This is a genomic window from Corynebacterium sp. 11A (genome assembly GCF_008930935.1).
GTDB classification, from domain to species: Bacteria; Actinomycetota; Actinomycetes; order Mycobacteriales; family Mycobacteriaceae; genus Corynebacterium; species Corynebacterium megadyptis.
Genome location: NZ_PQMR01000007.1, coordinates 108,649 through 123,295, shown reverse-complemented (window position 1 = coordinate 123,295; position 14,647 = coordinate 108,649). Strand labels below are relative to the sequence as shown.

Genomic DNA, 14,647 nt, shown 5'->3' with positions numbered 1-14,647 from the left:
TCGCCCGCCACATGTTCGCTAACTACGATGGCGTGTTCAAGATCGACGGCGAGGTCGGCAACAAGAAGGTCTACGATCCCCGCTCCTACATGAAAAAGGCTGAGACCGGCATGGCCGAGCGCATCGTGGAGGCCTGCCAGGACCTCCACTCCGCCGGCACCTCCGTGTCCAAGTAACACCCCCCCCTCACACCCTCCCCACAGCACACCACGCAACGGGGAGGGTGTTCGCATGTCTGAGGCTGTCCCCCACGTGCCCAGCCTCTATGCTCACTAGGCGCCAAGCCCAGCGCGCTCGGCCCCGCACCCCAACACCCACGCACAGCGCTACCGCCCCCAACACCCACGCACAGCGCTACCGCCCCCAGCCTGGCCACGAGGGCCGCGCTGGGGGCGGTAGGTGCGTGTTAGGCGCTTGTTGCGAGCCGGCTAGCCGACTAGCGGACTAGCGGCGGGTGAGCCACGAGATCAGGCTGCGGCGCTCAGAGCGCTCGTAGTCGGTGGTGTCGGTGGTGATCCGCTCGTAGATCTCGGTCTGCTCGGAGACGATCTCCAGGGTGGAGTTGACTTCCTCCAGCTCGCGCTCGAGCTCGGCGCGCTCATTGAGCTTGTCCTCGGAATCGATCTGCTCCTCCGGAGTGGTGTTCTCCAGCTTTTCCTCGATGTCCTTCTTGCGGCCTTCCAGCTCGTTCTTGGCGGTGCGGGCGCGCTGCAGGTCTTCCTCAAGCGTCTCGCCGCGGCGGTGACGCTCCACGCGCTCCCGTTCCTTGGCGTCGCGCTCGCGCTTCTCGTTCATGATGCGATCAGCGTCGGCGGTGCTCGTCACGGGCTGGCTGCGCACTAGGTTGAAGTCCGGCTCATAGCCTTCCACTGGCTGGTGCAGATCCAGCGGGCGGGCGAGATCGTTGTTGCCGATCTGGCGGAACACGGTGGTGGTGATCTTGCCCTGATCGGAGCGCCAGATCCAGTCGGCGCCGAGCAGCTGGCCGAAGTAGCCCTTGCCCTCGATCCATGCGGGTCCGCCCGAGTCGCCGTGATCGCTGCCCACGTCAGCGGTGATGGCCACCGGGCCGGTTAGGTACAGGATCGGGGAGCAGGCGATGCGCTGGGTGCGGTTGCCGTAGGTGCACAGCTTGTCGCCAACCTCCGGCTGGGCGATGGTGTCGCCGGAGAAGTAGTTCTGGCCGATGAACTTGGAGTCGTAGAACTCGATGTAGGCCACGTCGGACATGCGGCTCACCGGCCCCCAGCGGGAGTCGTTGCTGTTTTGTACGGCGGCGAACACGTCGGGATAGATGTGGTGCAGGCGGCCGATGGGGGTGTAGAAGGCGTCGTAGACCTCGGTGCCGTTGGCGCCGCAGTGGGCGTCGGTCCAAGCGCGGCCATTGGCCTCGTCCACGTAGCCGATGGTGCAGGAGCTGACTTGGCCATTGCCGGCGTCGGTGAGCAGTACGTCACCTTGATCGACCAGCGCGGGGGCGGGTTCGGCGACGGCCACGGGGGCGCTGAGCAGGGGAAGTGTCACTGCTGCAGCAGCGACCGCTATCGAGCGTAGGGCTCGAGTTAGGGACATGTGTCATCCTCTCACGAATGTGGGATAGGGGGTGACGAAATCCTAAGCCGGAAGGTAACGAATCTACAACAGATGAAAAGCGCTGCGAACCGATTATAAAACATCCCACCTGTGAGTAATATGCCTTCTTTTCGCTTGTCGACGCCACCCCTATTTACCCTCATGTGGGGGCAAATCGGCCCTAGTGTCGTCTATGCGTTCTCTCAGGATAGGTCTCAATGATCGCTTTTAACTGGGGATATGTCAGCAAATGTCCATTAGGGATCGGTATATAACCGTCCCATCCAGCGCGAAGAAAAAATTCATTCAAGCGTATAACGGCACCGCCGCTTCGCCACGCGCTCAGACTTGACTGGGAAAACAAAAGGGCGCCCGAACACCATGGTTCGAACGCCCTCAATGCGGCGGGTGCTAGGCCTATGCGCGACGACCTTCGCGGTAGACCTCACGCACCTGCATCTGCTCATCCCACACCACGAGATTGGCGGGGCCTTCGCTCACGCTGGCGCGGTGGGCGAGGTTCAGCAGCCCGTGGCCGGAAGTGGCGGAGCGCAGTACCTGTGGCAGCGGTAGGCCGACGGAGTTCTGGAGCCGCACCTGGTCGCTGACCCTCGAGGTGCCGCCGGCGATGGAGCCTTCGCTGCCATCCTCGGTGCGCAGCCGAGCGACGCCATCGCGAACGGTGACGGCGAGTGCGCCAAGCACATAGTCGCCATCGGCCTTGCCGGCCGCCCCCATCGCATCGGAGACGAAGGTGGCCGCGGGATATCCCACGGTGTTGAGCACCATCTGCACGGTGTGGTTATCCAGGTGCACGCCATCGGCGATGAGCTCAACGGAGACGTCCTCGCGTTGGGAGGCGGCGTCGAGTAGTGCGGCGATGGGGCCGGGGTTGCGGTGGTGCAGCGAGGGCATGGCATTGAACAGGTGCGTGGCCGTCACCTGTGCGCCCTTGCTGGTGGCGTAGTCCACGATGTCGGCGGTCTCGTCGAAGTTCGCATCGGTGTGCCCCAAAGAGACGATGATGTCATGCTGCACGCACAGATCCACTAGCTCTCGGGCGTGGGCGGTTTCTGGGGCGAAGGTGATCGAGCGCAGCTGGCCACGGGCGGCTTCGATCATCTCGCGGAAGAAGTCGGGGTCGCCGGGAATGATGGCGGCCGGGTCTTGAGCGCCGCAGCGGCAGGTATTGACGAAGGGCCCTTCGGCATGGATGCCATCGAGGCTGCCTTCCTCCACCAGGCTGGCGAGGATGCCGAGTTGGGGCAGTAGCACCTCTCGGGTCTGCGAGACTGTGGAGGCCAAAAGCGTTGTGGTGCCAAATCGCCGGTGGTGCAGCGCGGCTTCACGGCATTCCTCCAGCGAGGAGGTGGGGAAGGAGAAGCCCGCGCCGCCGTGGTTGTGCAAGTCCGCTAGCCCAGGGGTGATCACGAGGCCGGTGTCCACGGGCGCATCGAGGCGCTCGATGGCGGCGGTGCCGGAGCTGTCGACGCCCACCCGCGCCGGATAGCCGGGTTGGCCTGGTTGGATGAGAGTACCGATGAACTCAGTCATGTTCCATTCCTTCGTGAGCGCGGGCGGCCTCAACGAAGCGGGCGGTCACCCACGCGGTATCTGTGATGGCGGTGCCCACGATAATGGCATCAGCACCGGCCTCCAAGCCGGCGCTGACTGCCGCTGGGCTGTGGTAGCGACCCTCGCCGATGAGGAATACCTCCGGGCCGATGGCGGCGCGAACCTCGCGTACCAACTCGAGGTCGGGGCCGGTGGTGGCGGCGCGGTGCTCGGTGTAGCCGGCCAAGGTGGTGGAGACAATATCGGCGCCGGCGGCCACCGCTGCGGTGGCCTCGGAGACGGTGTCGATATCGGCCATAGCCAGGGCACCGGCCTCGTGCACGGCGCGCACCTGCTCGGCGAAGCTCGAGCCGTCTTGGCGGGGCCGCTGGGTGGCGTCGATGGCCACGACCTGCGCGCCTGCCTCGGCAACGGCCACCGCGGAGGCCACGGTGGGGGTGATGTAGACGCCCGTATCGCCTTCCTTGGTTAGCCCGATCACGGGCACGGCCACGGCGGCGGCCACGGCGCGGATATCGGCCAGCCCGCCATAGCCGCCGCAGCGGATGGCGGTGGAGCCGCCGTGCTCGGCGGCGGCCGCCAACCGGGCGATGGTGTGGGTATCGCGTAGCGGATGCCCATCGGGAGCCTGGGCGGAGACGATGAGGCTACCGCGAACCTGGGTGCTGAAGTCTGTGAGGGATAGAGACATAAAAATTCTCCTAGATGAAGGGTGCGATAAAAGGGCGAAAGAAACTCAGGCAGGAACCAGCGCGGCCGCACCGATGATCGGGGCATCGTGGCCGAGCTGGGCGGGTAGGATGTCGATGGTGTCCATCGGCTGCAAAGAATAGGTGCGAAATGCCCGTTTGAAGGGGCAGAGCACCACATCGCCAAGATTGCCCACGCCGCCGCCGAGGATGATGGCATCCACGTCGATAGCGCTGGCCAGCCCAGCAATGGCTTCGCCTAGGTTGAGCATGCAGCGTTTGATCACCCGCTGAGCGAGCTCGTCCTGCTCATAGGTGGCCATGATGGCGCGCAGATCCAGCGCCTCTGCCTCGCCGCGGCCGGCTGCGCGGTTATAGGTGGCGGCCAGTCCCGTCCCGGAGGCGAAATCCTCGATGGGGGCGGCCCTGCCCTCGAAGTCGCGGCCGATGATCCGGCGCAGCTCTCCCGAGGTGAAGTGGGGAGAGTTAGCGAGCCTGCCATTAAAGACGAATGCCCCACCCACCCCAGTGCCAAGGCTGAGAAATAGCGTGCGGCCGTAGCGGGCACCAGCGCCATAGCGGGATTCGCCCAAGCCCAGTACTCGTACGTCATTGGCTACGTGCACCTCCAACCCAGTGGCGGCGCTCAGGTCCGTGCGGATAGTGGTGCCGGCCCAGCCGGGCATGGTGGGACCAGCGGACACCACCACGCCGCGGGCGGGATCGATGACGCCCGGGGCACCGATACCGAGAGCGCTAATAGGCTGCGGGGCGGCGTCGATAAGCGGGCGGATGAGCTCAGCGATGGCGGGGATGATCTGGCTGGCTGCGGGAGTGGCAGTGCGTGCCTGCTGGATAACCTCGGTTGGCTGCTCGGTGTCGATGAGGCCAGCGGCGATTTTCGTGCCGCCGAGATCGATGCCGAGGACATACCGGCTCACTGTTCGTACCCCTCGGCTGCCAATTGCTCGGAGATGGCGCGCCGCAGCGGCCGGTAGTGTTGCTCGATGACTTCTTTATAAGCTTGCATGTCGCCGGCTTCGAGGGCATCGATCATGAGCTCGTGGGCGTCGATGGTGTCTTCCATGTCCTTCGGCGTGGTCACACCAATGATGGGGATAGCGCGGGTGTGGACCTCCCACATGGCCATGGTGAGCTCACGGAGTAAGGGGTTGGATTGCTGATCGATGAGCTCCTGATGAAAGGCGCGATCGTGCTCGGCAAAGGATTGCCCTTTATCCCATGCGGCGCGCATCTCGGCCACATGCTGGCGCAGAGTGGCGGTGGAGGTGGCGCGATAATGCGCCATGAGGTCCTCGGCAGCGGCGAGATCGAAGGCGATGCGGGTATCCACCACGTGCTTGAGCTGTTCAAGTGCCACCTTCTCATTGAGGCTCATGCGCAGCACCATGCCGTTGATCAAAGGTGCTAACGACATCTGTCCCACATAGGTGCCGTAGCCGTGGCGAACCTCCACCACATCCAATGTGGAAAGGGTGCGCATTGCTTCGCGCACGGAGGAGCGGGAGACGTTGAGTAATTCACAGAGCGCGGCCTCGGAGGGCAGCACGTCCCCGGGGGTGAGTTTGTGTTCGCGGATATAGTCCTCGATCGCCGTGGCAGTGGGGCTAATGCCGTGGGAATTCTTACGGACGGGCATGACACGTTCAGCTTTCTTGGGTGGTGGGGGTGGCCACTGTGCTGCGGGTGGCTATCGACGCGCATTGACGTCGCCCGCGTGGTGTACTCCCGCCGTTGTGTACACCTATATGGGGGTAGGTGTGTGCCGTTTTCGGGCCCTGCGGCGGGAAAGTGGCCGTATACAGTTGTCTTTAGGGGCAAGTTTAACAGAACCGCTTTACCTCATCAGATGTCTGACGTACTATCGAGGCAGGTAGTGATCTGGACCTCTTTCCTTCTTGGCCTTATGGTTCAATCACATTCTCGCTGACACAATGATTGTATAGGGGCTGCGCCCATAGCCAGCTTGGCCGGTGCATTGTCCCGCCCTCAATTTCATATCCCGCATTAGGCACCTCCCGTCGAGACGTCACTCGTCGATACACCGCCGGGACCGAGTAGGAACAAAGGAAGCAGCCATTATGACTGATTCAACGCACCGCCCATTTAGCCGTCGTGATTTTTTCCGCATCACCGGCGCTCTCGGTGCCGCCGCTGGCCTCACCGCCACCCTGGCGGCCTGTGGCTCCGGTAATGGCGGCGGCGGGGCACAGCAAGAGCCCGCCAAGGCCGAGGACGCCAAGGACGATGGCACTATCAATGCCGCCATCTCCTATGAGCTGGGCACCAACGGTTATGACCCAATGACCACCACCTCCGCGCTCACCTTGGCCGCCAACTGGCACACCCTCGAGGGCCTCACCGAAATGGACCCCGTCACTGGTGAGTCCTATGCGGCCCTGGCTAAGGAGATGCCAGAACTCGACGGCACCACCTCCGAAATCCAGCTGCGCGATGGCGCCGTATTCCATGACGGCAGCCCCGTCACCGCCGACGACGTGGTGTTCTCCTATGAGCGCGTGATGGACGAGGCTAATAAGTCCCTCTACGCCTCCTTCGTCCCCTTCATTGACAAGGTGGAAAAGAAGGATGACTCCACCGTCATCATCACCACCAAGCACGAGACCGGCGTGTTCGCTGATCGTCTCTCGGTAATCAAGATCGTGCCCAAGGCCCTAGTGGAGTCCGATCCCGAGGGCTTCGACGCCAACCCCACTGGCACCGGCGCCTACCGCATGACCGATAACGGCGGTACCTCCAAGAAGGTGCAGTTCGAGCGCTTCGATGACTACACCGGCCCCAAGCCGGCCCGCGCCGCCGCCATGACCTGGCAGATCATCCCCGATGCCTCCACCCGTACGAACGCCATGCAGTCCTCTGAGGTGCAGGCCATCGACTCGGTGCCCTATCTCTCTGTGGAGCAGCTCAAGGCCGTGTCCACCGTGGAGTCCGTGCAGGGCTTCGGATTGCTCTTTGCCATGTTCAACAACACCAAGGACAATCCCTTCTCGGAGGTAAAGAACCGCCAGGCCTTCCTCTACGGCATTGATATGGAGAAGATCATCTCCACTGCGATGCTCGGCCAAGCAGCCCCGGCCACCTCCTTCCTCCAGAAGGAGCACCCGAACTATCACGAGGCCTCCACCGTCTACAGCTATGAGCCGGACAAGGCTAAGAGCCTGTTCAATGAGACCGGTCTGACCAAGCTACGGATGCTGTGCACCGACCACGATTGGGTGAAGAAGTGCACCCCGCTCATCGAGCAGTCCATCTCCGGCCTGGGGATCGAGGTGGAGTTCATCGAAAAGAAGTCGTCCGATGTTTATAACACCATCGACGGCAAGCCCGATGCCTATGACGTGGTGATCGCTCCCGGTGACCCGAGCGTATTCGGCAATGACCCTGATCTGCTCATGCGCTGGTGGTACGCCGGCGATACGTGGACTGATTCTCGGATGCACTGGAAGGGCACCGAGTCCTATGACAAGGTGCAGGAACTGCTGGATAAGGGCCAGCGCGCCACCGATCCCACCGACCAGCAAAACGCTTGGAATGAGCTCTATGACGTTCTGTCTGAGAATGTTCCGCTCTATCCGCTCTTCCACCGCAAGGCACCCACAGCCTATGACGCCACCACCTTGGTGGACTTCCAGCCAATTTCTCTCACTGGCTTGAGCTTCGTGGGTGTGGGCACCACCCAATAAAACGGGGCCGATCCAGGGAGCGCGTCGCAGCGTGGTGCGTTTCCTTGGATACAGGCACCCCTGTACACCGCGGCCCACTATCGCCGCATCACTTCTAGGCCGCCGTGGGGCGAGATAGCACCCCGCCTGCCCGACGGCGGCCTTGTGTATGCACGAAATGAGAAGAAGAATCTATGTCTAACCTGATCCGATTGATTGGCCGGCGTCTTGTAGCGCTGCCCATCATGGTCCTTGGTGTGACGTTCTTGGTGTTCTTCATCATGTCCTTTAGCCCTGCCGACCCTGCCCGCCTCGCGCTGGGTGAGGCCGCCTCGCTAGAAGCGCTGGAGAACTACCGCGAAACACACGGCCTCAATGATCCGCTCCTCGTTCGCTATGGCAGCTTCCTCGTGAACATGGTGCAAGGGGACCTAGGCACCACCACCGGTAATACTCCGGTAGTGGACGTGATCGCTCAAGCGTTCCCTATCACCTTGCAGCTCACCTTCCTCGGCCTCATCATCGCCGCTGTCCTCTCGCTCATCTTTGGCGTGGTGGCAGCCCTGTACCGCGACCGCTGGCCAGACCAAGTGATCCGCGTGTTCTCCATCGCGGCTCTGGCTACCCCTTCTTTCTGGCTGGCCATCCTGCTGATCCAGTGGCTGGGCACTATCCCTGGTGGCGCAGGAGTATTCCCCGCGCTCATCACCAGCTGGGTGCCCTTCTCTGAGGATCCCGCGACGTATGTGAACAACATGTTCCTGCCCGCGGTGGCCTTGGCGCTTCCTGTCGCCGGCTCGCTCACCCGTGTGGTTCGTACCGCGATGGTAGAGGAACTGGATAAGGACTATGTGCGCACCGCCATTGGCTCCGGTATTCCGAAGCGGGAAGTGATTTCCCGCAATGTGCTGCGCAACGCACTGATCACCCCGATCACTGTGCTGGGCCTGCGCGTCGGCTATCTCATGGGTGGTGCGGTGATCATCGAGATCATCTTCAATATCCAAGCCATGGGCCAGCTCATTCTGGACGGAGTGACCCGCAACGATGTGTACCTCGTGCAAGGCGTGACACTCACCGTGGCCATCGCCTTCATCATCATCAACATCATCGTGGACATGTTGTACGTTCTCGTTAACCCGCGCATCAGGAGCATCTAATGCGTAAAAAACTGACTGCTCAACTCGAATCCAACGCCGGTTCGCGCTTCCAAGGTCTGCGCGCATTGCCACTGGTCTCCAAAATCGCACTCGGCTTTGTGCTGCTCGTGGCGCTCATGGCGATTCTCGCTCCGCTGATTGCCCCCTATGATCGTCTCGCCACCACCGGCGCCCCGATCGAACCGCCCAGCAGTGCTCACTGGTTTGGTACTGATTCCATCGGCCGCGACATCTTCTCGCGTGTGGCCTATGGCGCCCAGTCCTCACTGATTATCGGCCTCTGCGCCACGGCTGCTGCCCTCGCCGTGGCTGCCGTGCTCGGTTCTATCGCTGCTACCGCCGGCAAGGTGGTGTCCGAGGTGCTCATGCGCATCCTCGACATCATCATGTCCTTTCCCGGTATCGCGCTGGCCGCCGTATTCGTGGCCGTATTCGGCAACTCCATCCCCGTGCTGGTCTTTGCTATTGGCTTCCTCTACGTGCCACAGCTTTCCCGCGTGGTGCGAGCCAATGTGCTCGCTGAGTTCGGCGAGGACTATGTCTCCGCCGCCAAGGTGATGGGCTCTGGGGTACCGCATATCCTGTTCAAGCACGTGGCCCGCAATACCATCGCCCCCATCGCGGTGTTCGCCACCGTGCTCGTGGCCGATGCCATCGTCTTCGAGGCCTCGCTGTCCTTCATCAACGCCGGCGTGAATCCGCCCGAGCCTTCCTGGGGTAATATCCTGGCCGATGGCAAGCAGGTGCTGCTCAACGGCGCGTGGTGGCCCACCTTCTTCCCCGGCCTGATGATTCTGCTCACCGTGCTGGCACTCAATATCCTCTCTGAGGGGCTTACCGACGCCATGGCCTCCCCCCGGATCAAGCCCACCGCCGCTACGACGGACGAGGGCGAGACCGTGCAGAGCCGCGACACCTTGGGTGTGGTCTCCGCTGAAGAGGCCCGCGCCTCGCTGCAGACCTCGCTGGCTACCCTCCGCGAGGCCGAGTCCAAGGAAAACCGTCGCCTCGACTACACCTTGGGCAAGGAGCCGCTGATCGAGGTCAAGAACCTCTCCATCGCCTTCCCCGCCGCGCACGGCGATGTGAATATTGTGGATAACATCAGCTTCACCGTCGCTCCAGGCCAAACCATGGGTCTGGTGGGCGAGTCCGGCTGCGGTAAATCCATCGTGTCCATGGCGATCATGGGGCTGCTTCCGGATACCGCCCGCATCACCGGCGAGATCCTCTTCGATGGCAAGAACGTTCTCGAGCTCTCGCCCGAGGAGCACAATGCCCTGCGTGGCCACGATATGGCCATGATCTACCAGGATGCACTCAGCTCACTGAACCCCTCCATGCTGATTAAGTCTCAGCTGCATCAGCTGATTCGCCGCGGTGGCAAGCGCTCCGCGGAGGAATTGCTGGAGCTGGTGGGGCTCGATCCGGAGCGCACCCTCAAGTCCTATCCTCATGAGCTTTCGGGTGGTCAGCGCCAGCGAGTGCTGATCGCCATGGCCCTGACGCGCAACCCACGACTGCTCATCGCGGATGAGCCCACCACGGCCCTAGACGTCACCGTTCAGCACCAAGTGGTGGACCTGCTCAATGAGCTGCGCGACAAGCTCGGCTTCTCCATGATCTTTGTCAGCCATGACCTCGCGCTGGTGGCCAAGCTGGCCCACAAGATCACCGTGATGTATGCCGGCCAGGTGGTGGAGCAGGGCAATACCCGCGAACTGCTGGCCGATCCGCGACACGAGTACACCCGTGGCCTGCTCGGCGCCGTGCTGTCCATCGAATCCGGTGCTGACCGGCTCTATCAGGTGCCCGGTACCGTGCCCAGCCCGCGGGAGTTCGTGGAGGGTGATCGCTTTGCCCCTCGCTCCTCCTATCCGGAGATCGGCTTGAACGAAAAGCCCTTGCTGCGCCCAGTGGATGGTTCCCCCAGCCACTCCTACGCTGCCACCGATCAGCTACTGAATAGCTTGAAGGGAGCCTAGATCACGATGGCTAAGAAGAACGCTGCAGCTGCCACAGCGCCGCTGATTCAGCTCAAGGACATCAACGTTATTCACAAAACCCGCACGGGTAAGCTCTTCCGCCCCGATAAGGTGCACGCCAATAAGGACGTGAATCTGAGCATTCGCCGCGGCGAGGTCGTGGGAATCGTGGGCGAGTCTGGCTGCGGTAAATCCACTCTCGCCAGGGTGATGGTGGGGCTGCAAAAGCCCACCTCCGGGGAGGTGTTCTTCAGGGGGCAACCGATGAAGAACTCCGCCAAGATGCGCAAGGAGCTTGGCCGCTCAGTATCGGTGGTGTTCCAAGACCCAGCGACAGCCCTCAACCCGCGTATGAGCGTGCGCGATCAGCTGCTGGACCCGCTGCGTGTGCACAAGATTGGCTCCGAGAACGCCCGCCTCAAGCGAGTGAAGAAGCTATTGGATCTCGTGGGCCTGCCACAATCGGCTCTCGAGGTGCTGCCGCGGCAGATCTCCGGTGGTCAGCGCCAGCGCGTGGCGATCGCGCGCGCCTTGGCTCTCGAACCCGATCTGATCATCGCCGATGAGCCCACCTCCGCTCTCGACGTGTCGGTGCGCGCCCAGGTGCTCAACCTGCTCACTGATCTACGCAATGAGCTGGGCCTTGGCCTGGTGTTTATCTCACACGACATCAACACTGTCCGATATGTCTCGGACCGTATGTGCGTGATGTACAAGGGCGAGATCATTGAGGAGCAGCCCACCGACGATCTTTTCGCCTCCCCGAAGCAGGACTACACACGGACTCTGCTCGCCGCAACCCCTTCGCTACTGTAATTTTGTAGCGTCTAGAAAGGTAATAATGACTGCTATGTCGCGAATTTCCCACGGCATTATTCCGCCGCTGTTGACTCCGCTGAGTGCAACGGGCGACATTGATATTCCGGCGCTGAAAAAGCTGATCGATAGGCTCATCGAGGCGGGCGTAGACGCCATATTCGCTCTCGGTTCCTCCGGTGAGGTGGCTTTTCTTAGCGACGCCGACCGCACTCAGGTGCTCCGCACGACCGTTGAATACGTTGCCGGTCGAGTCCCCGTGTATGCCGGCTGTATTGATACCCAAACGAATCGCGTGATCGAGCACGTGCGCCAAGCCGAGTCCTGCGGTGTGGACGCCGTGGTGGTCACCGCCCCCTTCTATGCCATCACTGGCCCGGAGGAGATCACCCAGCACTTCCGTTTAGTGGCGCAGTCCACCGAGCTGCCGGTGATCGCCTATGACATCCCCGTGTGCGTGCACACCAAGCTTGCTCCGGAAATGCTCGTGGCTCTCGGAAAAGAAGGCGTGCTTGCGGGAGTGAAGGATTCCTCCGGCGACGATGTATCCTTCCGCCGCCTCGTGCAGCTCAACGAGGCCGCCGGCCACCCGCTGGTGGTGCTCACCGGCCACGAGGCAGTGGTGGATGGTGCCTTCGCCGCGGGGGCCGATGGCTGCGTACCGGGGCTGGGAAACGTGGATCCCGCCGGCTATGTGCGGATGTGGCAGGCCTATCAGGCCGGCGATTTCCCCACGGTGATCGCCGAGCAGAACCGCTTGGCCGCGCTCTTCGAGATCGTATTCCAGCCGGTGGGCAAGGTGGGCCCCGCCGCAGGAGTGGGAGCATTTAAGACGGCCCTCGAACTGATGGGCGTGTTCTCCTCCAACCTCATGTCCTCGCCCTTGCCACAGATCACGGATACCCCCTCGCGCGAGGCGATCCGCTCCATCGTGGAACGCGCCGGTCTGCTCTAGCAGCACACCGCTTATCGACGCACACCCTCCCGTTGCTCACGCTCGGGAGGGTGTGTGCAGGGTAGGCGGGGCCGACCTAGAATAATGAGCCATGTCCCAGCCAACCCGCACGTCATCCACCACCGGCCGGGTTCTCCGCCGGCTCCGCGTCCCCAGCAGTCTCTCGGGCCGCGTTAAACGCGCCATCACCCAAGGCACTCACCGCCTGAACGATTCGTGGCTGAGTATCGTTCAATCGGCGCTCGGCGCCGGCCTAGCATTCTTTATCGCGCTGCACATCACCCACCACAACGTTCCCTTCTTCGCCCCTATGGCGGCGGTGATCGTCACTGGTATCTCTGGGGTGGGACGTATGCGTCGTGCCATCGAGCTGATGGTGGGCGTGGTCATTGGCGTCGGTATCGGTGATCTTCTCATTGTGCAAGTGGGCTCGGGTCCCGTGCAGATCGCGGCCGCGGTAGTCATCACCCAAGCGGTGGCCCGCTTCATGGATAAATCCCCGCTGGTCTCTAACCAGGCGGCGATTGGTGCGGTGCTGGTGGCCACCCTTCTCCCGCCGGGCGACGCCGGCGGCTTCGACCGCATGATTGACGCGGTGATCGGCGGGCTGGTCGCCATCCTCATGATGGCACTGATCCCTGCCTCCCCGCTCAAAGCGGGGCGGCGGGAAATCGCCAAAGTACTCGGCATCGCCTCCGATGTCCTGGCCGATGTGGCGGCGGCATTGCGCACTAATGATGCCCGCGCCATCGCGGAAGCGTTGGACGAGGTGCGTGGCACCCAGGGACATATCAACTCCATGATTGCCGCCGCGAAGGAAGGCAAGGCCTCGGTAGAAGTATCGCCTTTCCTCTGGGGCGACGCTTCCCGCCGCGTCAATACTCTGCTGACTACTTTGGAACAGGTAGATAACGCGGTGCGTACTACTCGCGTGCTGGCGCGCCGGGCCCAAGTGCTCATTGAAGATGGTGATGCGGTCAGCGATGAGCAGCTTGCCCTCATTGATGAGCTCTCGGACATCACCCTGCAACTTTCCGAGCTTTTCGACCGCGGCGAGAAAAACGTTCGGTCCCAGCAAATCCCACAGGTGGTACGACGGCTCCGTCGCCTCGGTGCTCGCATGGGCCTCGCCGTGGCCGAGGGGCGCGTGCTCTCGGCTCACATGATGCTTGGGCAGTCCCGCTCGCTAGTGGTTGATTTGCTGCAAGTCTGCGGCCTGTCGCGTGATTCGGCACAGGCAGTACTTAAGCCCACCTCCGATACACCGCATGTGCCGCCCGAGCTCTGGGAAGACTAGGGCACACGAGTACCCGCGAGCAGCTTCTACGTGGCGGCCACACTAAAGACGAATAATCTGCGCATCACGTAAATGCCGATAGAACGTAACAGCCTCCACCGGCTTCGGGCGGGCCACCCCATCAATACTCACCCGCAGCTGCGGCCCACCGGCCTGCACGGCGCGACCCGTGAGTAGAGAGGAGGCATCGCGTTCACCGGCAGTGCTGCGGCGGAGCCACCAGCGCCCTCGTGCGGGTGCAAGGGAAGTACTCAGCCGTACCGCCGCTATCCCAGGCGCATCCACCATGGGAACCACGCGGGCACCAAAAAGCCCGCGACGGGCAGGGGAGTGGTTCTCGTTATGGTGCAGGCGAGCATCATCCACGATGATCTCTCCCACGAGTTGCAGATCCTCGGGGTCGCTGATCGTCGCATGCCCAGCTATCACGCTGCCTTTATCGTCGCGGATGAGACAGCTCGGCCGCGGCGAGCCATAGCACGCCAGCCGCCAGGCGGCCGTTGGCTCGGTGGGAATCCCGAAATTCCGGGCGGCCACCGAGTCCGGATCCGTGGGCACAAAACCGATCTCAGCCCAGAGCGCGTCGATCTTCATCAACCGGCTGAGCACAGCTGACAGGGCGGCATCGCTGCCTACCACGATGATCCGCCACGGCTCCGCTGGCTGCTGCGGGGCGGGTTGGGGCTGGCCAAGGTGCTCCACATCGGGGCGTGCCTGGATCTCGGCCAGGCTCGGGGTGGGATCCTCGGGCAGAATATCCCGCGCCCGCGCGCCGAGAAACATCAGGTCACGCCGTTGCGGCAGCGCCGGAAGCTGTATGAGCTCGCCGGCGTCGAGGGGGCAGGAGTGAGCACCACAATTGAGCACAAGGGTGGACATGACTGTCATAGTATC

The 14,647-nt window shown here is 62.6% G+C and carries 12 protein-coding genes and 1 pseudogene; 7 read left to right on the top strand and 6 right to left on the bottom strand.

Annotation, left to right across the window (positions count from 1 at the left end; translation table 11 throughout):
• A pseudogene (locus GBB18_RS06975) lies at positions 1–176 on the top strand (class II fructose-bisphosphate aldolase); the annotation flags it as partial.
• Between the two features lie 268 nt (positions 177–444).
• Here GBB18_RS06975 and GBB18_RS06970 read toward each other — a convergent pair.
• From GBB18_RS06970 to GBB18_RS06950, 5 genes are all read right to left on the bottom strand, one after another.
• Complete coding sequence (locus tag GBB18_RS06970; RefSeq protein WP_151549942.1) at positions 445–1,572, bottom strand: hypothetical protein; 1,128 nt, start codon at positions 1,570–1,572, stop codon at positions 445–447.
• A 417-nt stretch (positions 1,573–1,989) separates the two neighbouring features.
• Complete coding sequence (locus tag GBB18_RS06965) at positions 1,990–3,126, bottom strand: N-acetylglucosamine-6-phosphate deacetylase (protein ID WP_151641197.1); 1,137 nt, start codon at positions 3,124–3,126, stop codon at positions 1,990–1,992.
• Positions 3,119–3,838 (bottom strand): putative N-acetylmannosamine-6-phosphate 2-epimerase, encoded by a 720-nt coding sequence (locus GBB18_RS06960; RefSeq protein WP_151641196.1) that lies wholly within the window; start codon positions 3,836–3,838, stop codon positions 3,119–3,121. Before GBB18_RS06960 ends, GBB18_RS06965 begins: the two co-directional genes overlap by 8 nt.
• Positions 3,839–3,883: 45 nt before the next feature.
• The gene (locus tag GBB18_RS06955) at positions 3,884–4,777 is read right to left on the bottom strand and encodes an ROK family protein (protein WP_151641195.1); all 894 of its coding nucleotides are present in this window, start codon (positions 4,775–4,777) and stop codon (positions 3,884–3,886) included.
• The gene (locus GBB18_RS06950) at positions 4,774–5,496 is read right to left on the bottom strand and encodes a FadR/GntR family transcriptional regulator (RefSeq protein ID WP_151641194.1); all 723 of its coding nucleotides are present in this window, start codon (positions 5,494–5,496) and stop codon (positions 4,774–4,776) included. Before GBB18_RS06950 ends, GBB18_RS06955 begins: the two co-directional genes overlap by 4 nt.
• Positions 5,497–5,938: 442 nt before the next feature.
• Here GBB18_RS06950 and GBB18_RS06945 point away from each other — a divergent pair, with 442 nt between their 5' ends.
• The 6 genes from GBB18_RS06945 (at position 5,939) to GBB18_RS06920 (ending at position 13,753) form a co-directional block, all read left to right on the top strand.
• On the top strand, positions 5,939–7,561 hold the full coding sequence (locus GBB18_RS06945) for an ABC transporter substrate-binding protein (protein WP_151641193.1): 1,623 nt from the start codon (positions 5,939–5,941) through the stop codon (positions 7,559–7,561).
• 173 nt (positions 7,562–7,734) lie between these two features.
• Positions 7,735–8,700, top strand: coding sequence for an ABC transporter permease (locus GBB18_RS06940; RefSeq protein ID WP_151530479.1), 966 nt, complete (start codon positions 7,735–7,737; stop codon positions 8,698–8,700).
• The gene (locus GBB18_RS06935) at positions 8,700–10,685 is read left to right on the top strand and encodes a dipeptide/oligopeptide/nickel ABC transporter permease/ATP-binding protein (protein WP_151641192.1); all 1,986 of its coding nucleotides are present in this window, start codon (positions 8,700–8,702) and stop codon (positions 10,683–10,685) included. Before GBB18_RS06940 ends, GBB18_RS06935 begins: the two co-directional genes overlap by 1 nt.
• A gap of 6 nt (positions 10,686–10,691) precedes the next feature.
• On the top strand, positions 10,692–11,501 hold the full coding sequence (locus GBB18_RS06930) for an ABC transporter ATP-binding protein (RefSeq protein ID WP_151549948.1): 810 nt from the start codon (positions 10,692–10,694) through the stop codon (positions 11,499–11,501).
• A gap of 34 nt (positions 11,502–11,535) precedes the next feature.
• Positions 11,536–12,456: a dihydrodipicolinate synthase family protein gene (locus GBB18_RS06925; protein ID WP_151641191.1), complete on the top strand. Its 921-nt coding sequence runs from the start codon at positions 11,536–11,538 to the stop codon at positions 12,454–12,456.
• A gap of 91 nt (positions 12,457–12,547) precedes the next feature.
• Positions 12,548–13,753, top strand: coding sequence for an aromatic acid exporter family protein (locus GBB18_RS06920; protein WP_151641190.1), 1,206 nt, complete (start codon positions 12,548–12,550; stop codon positions 13,751–13,753).
• A 42-nt stretch (positions 13,754–13,795) separates the two neighbouring features.
• On the opposite strand, the gene GBB18_RS06915 is transcribed toward GBB18_RS06920, so the two are convergent.
• Entirely contained in the window at positions 13,796–14,632 is an 837-nt protein-coding gene (locus tag GBB18_RS06915) for a hypothetical protein (RefSeq protein WP_151641189.1), read from the bottom strand.
• Positions 14,633–14,647: the final 15 nt, after the last annotated feature.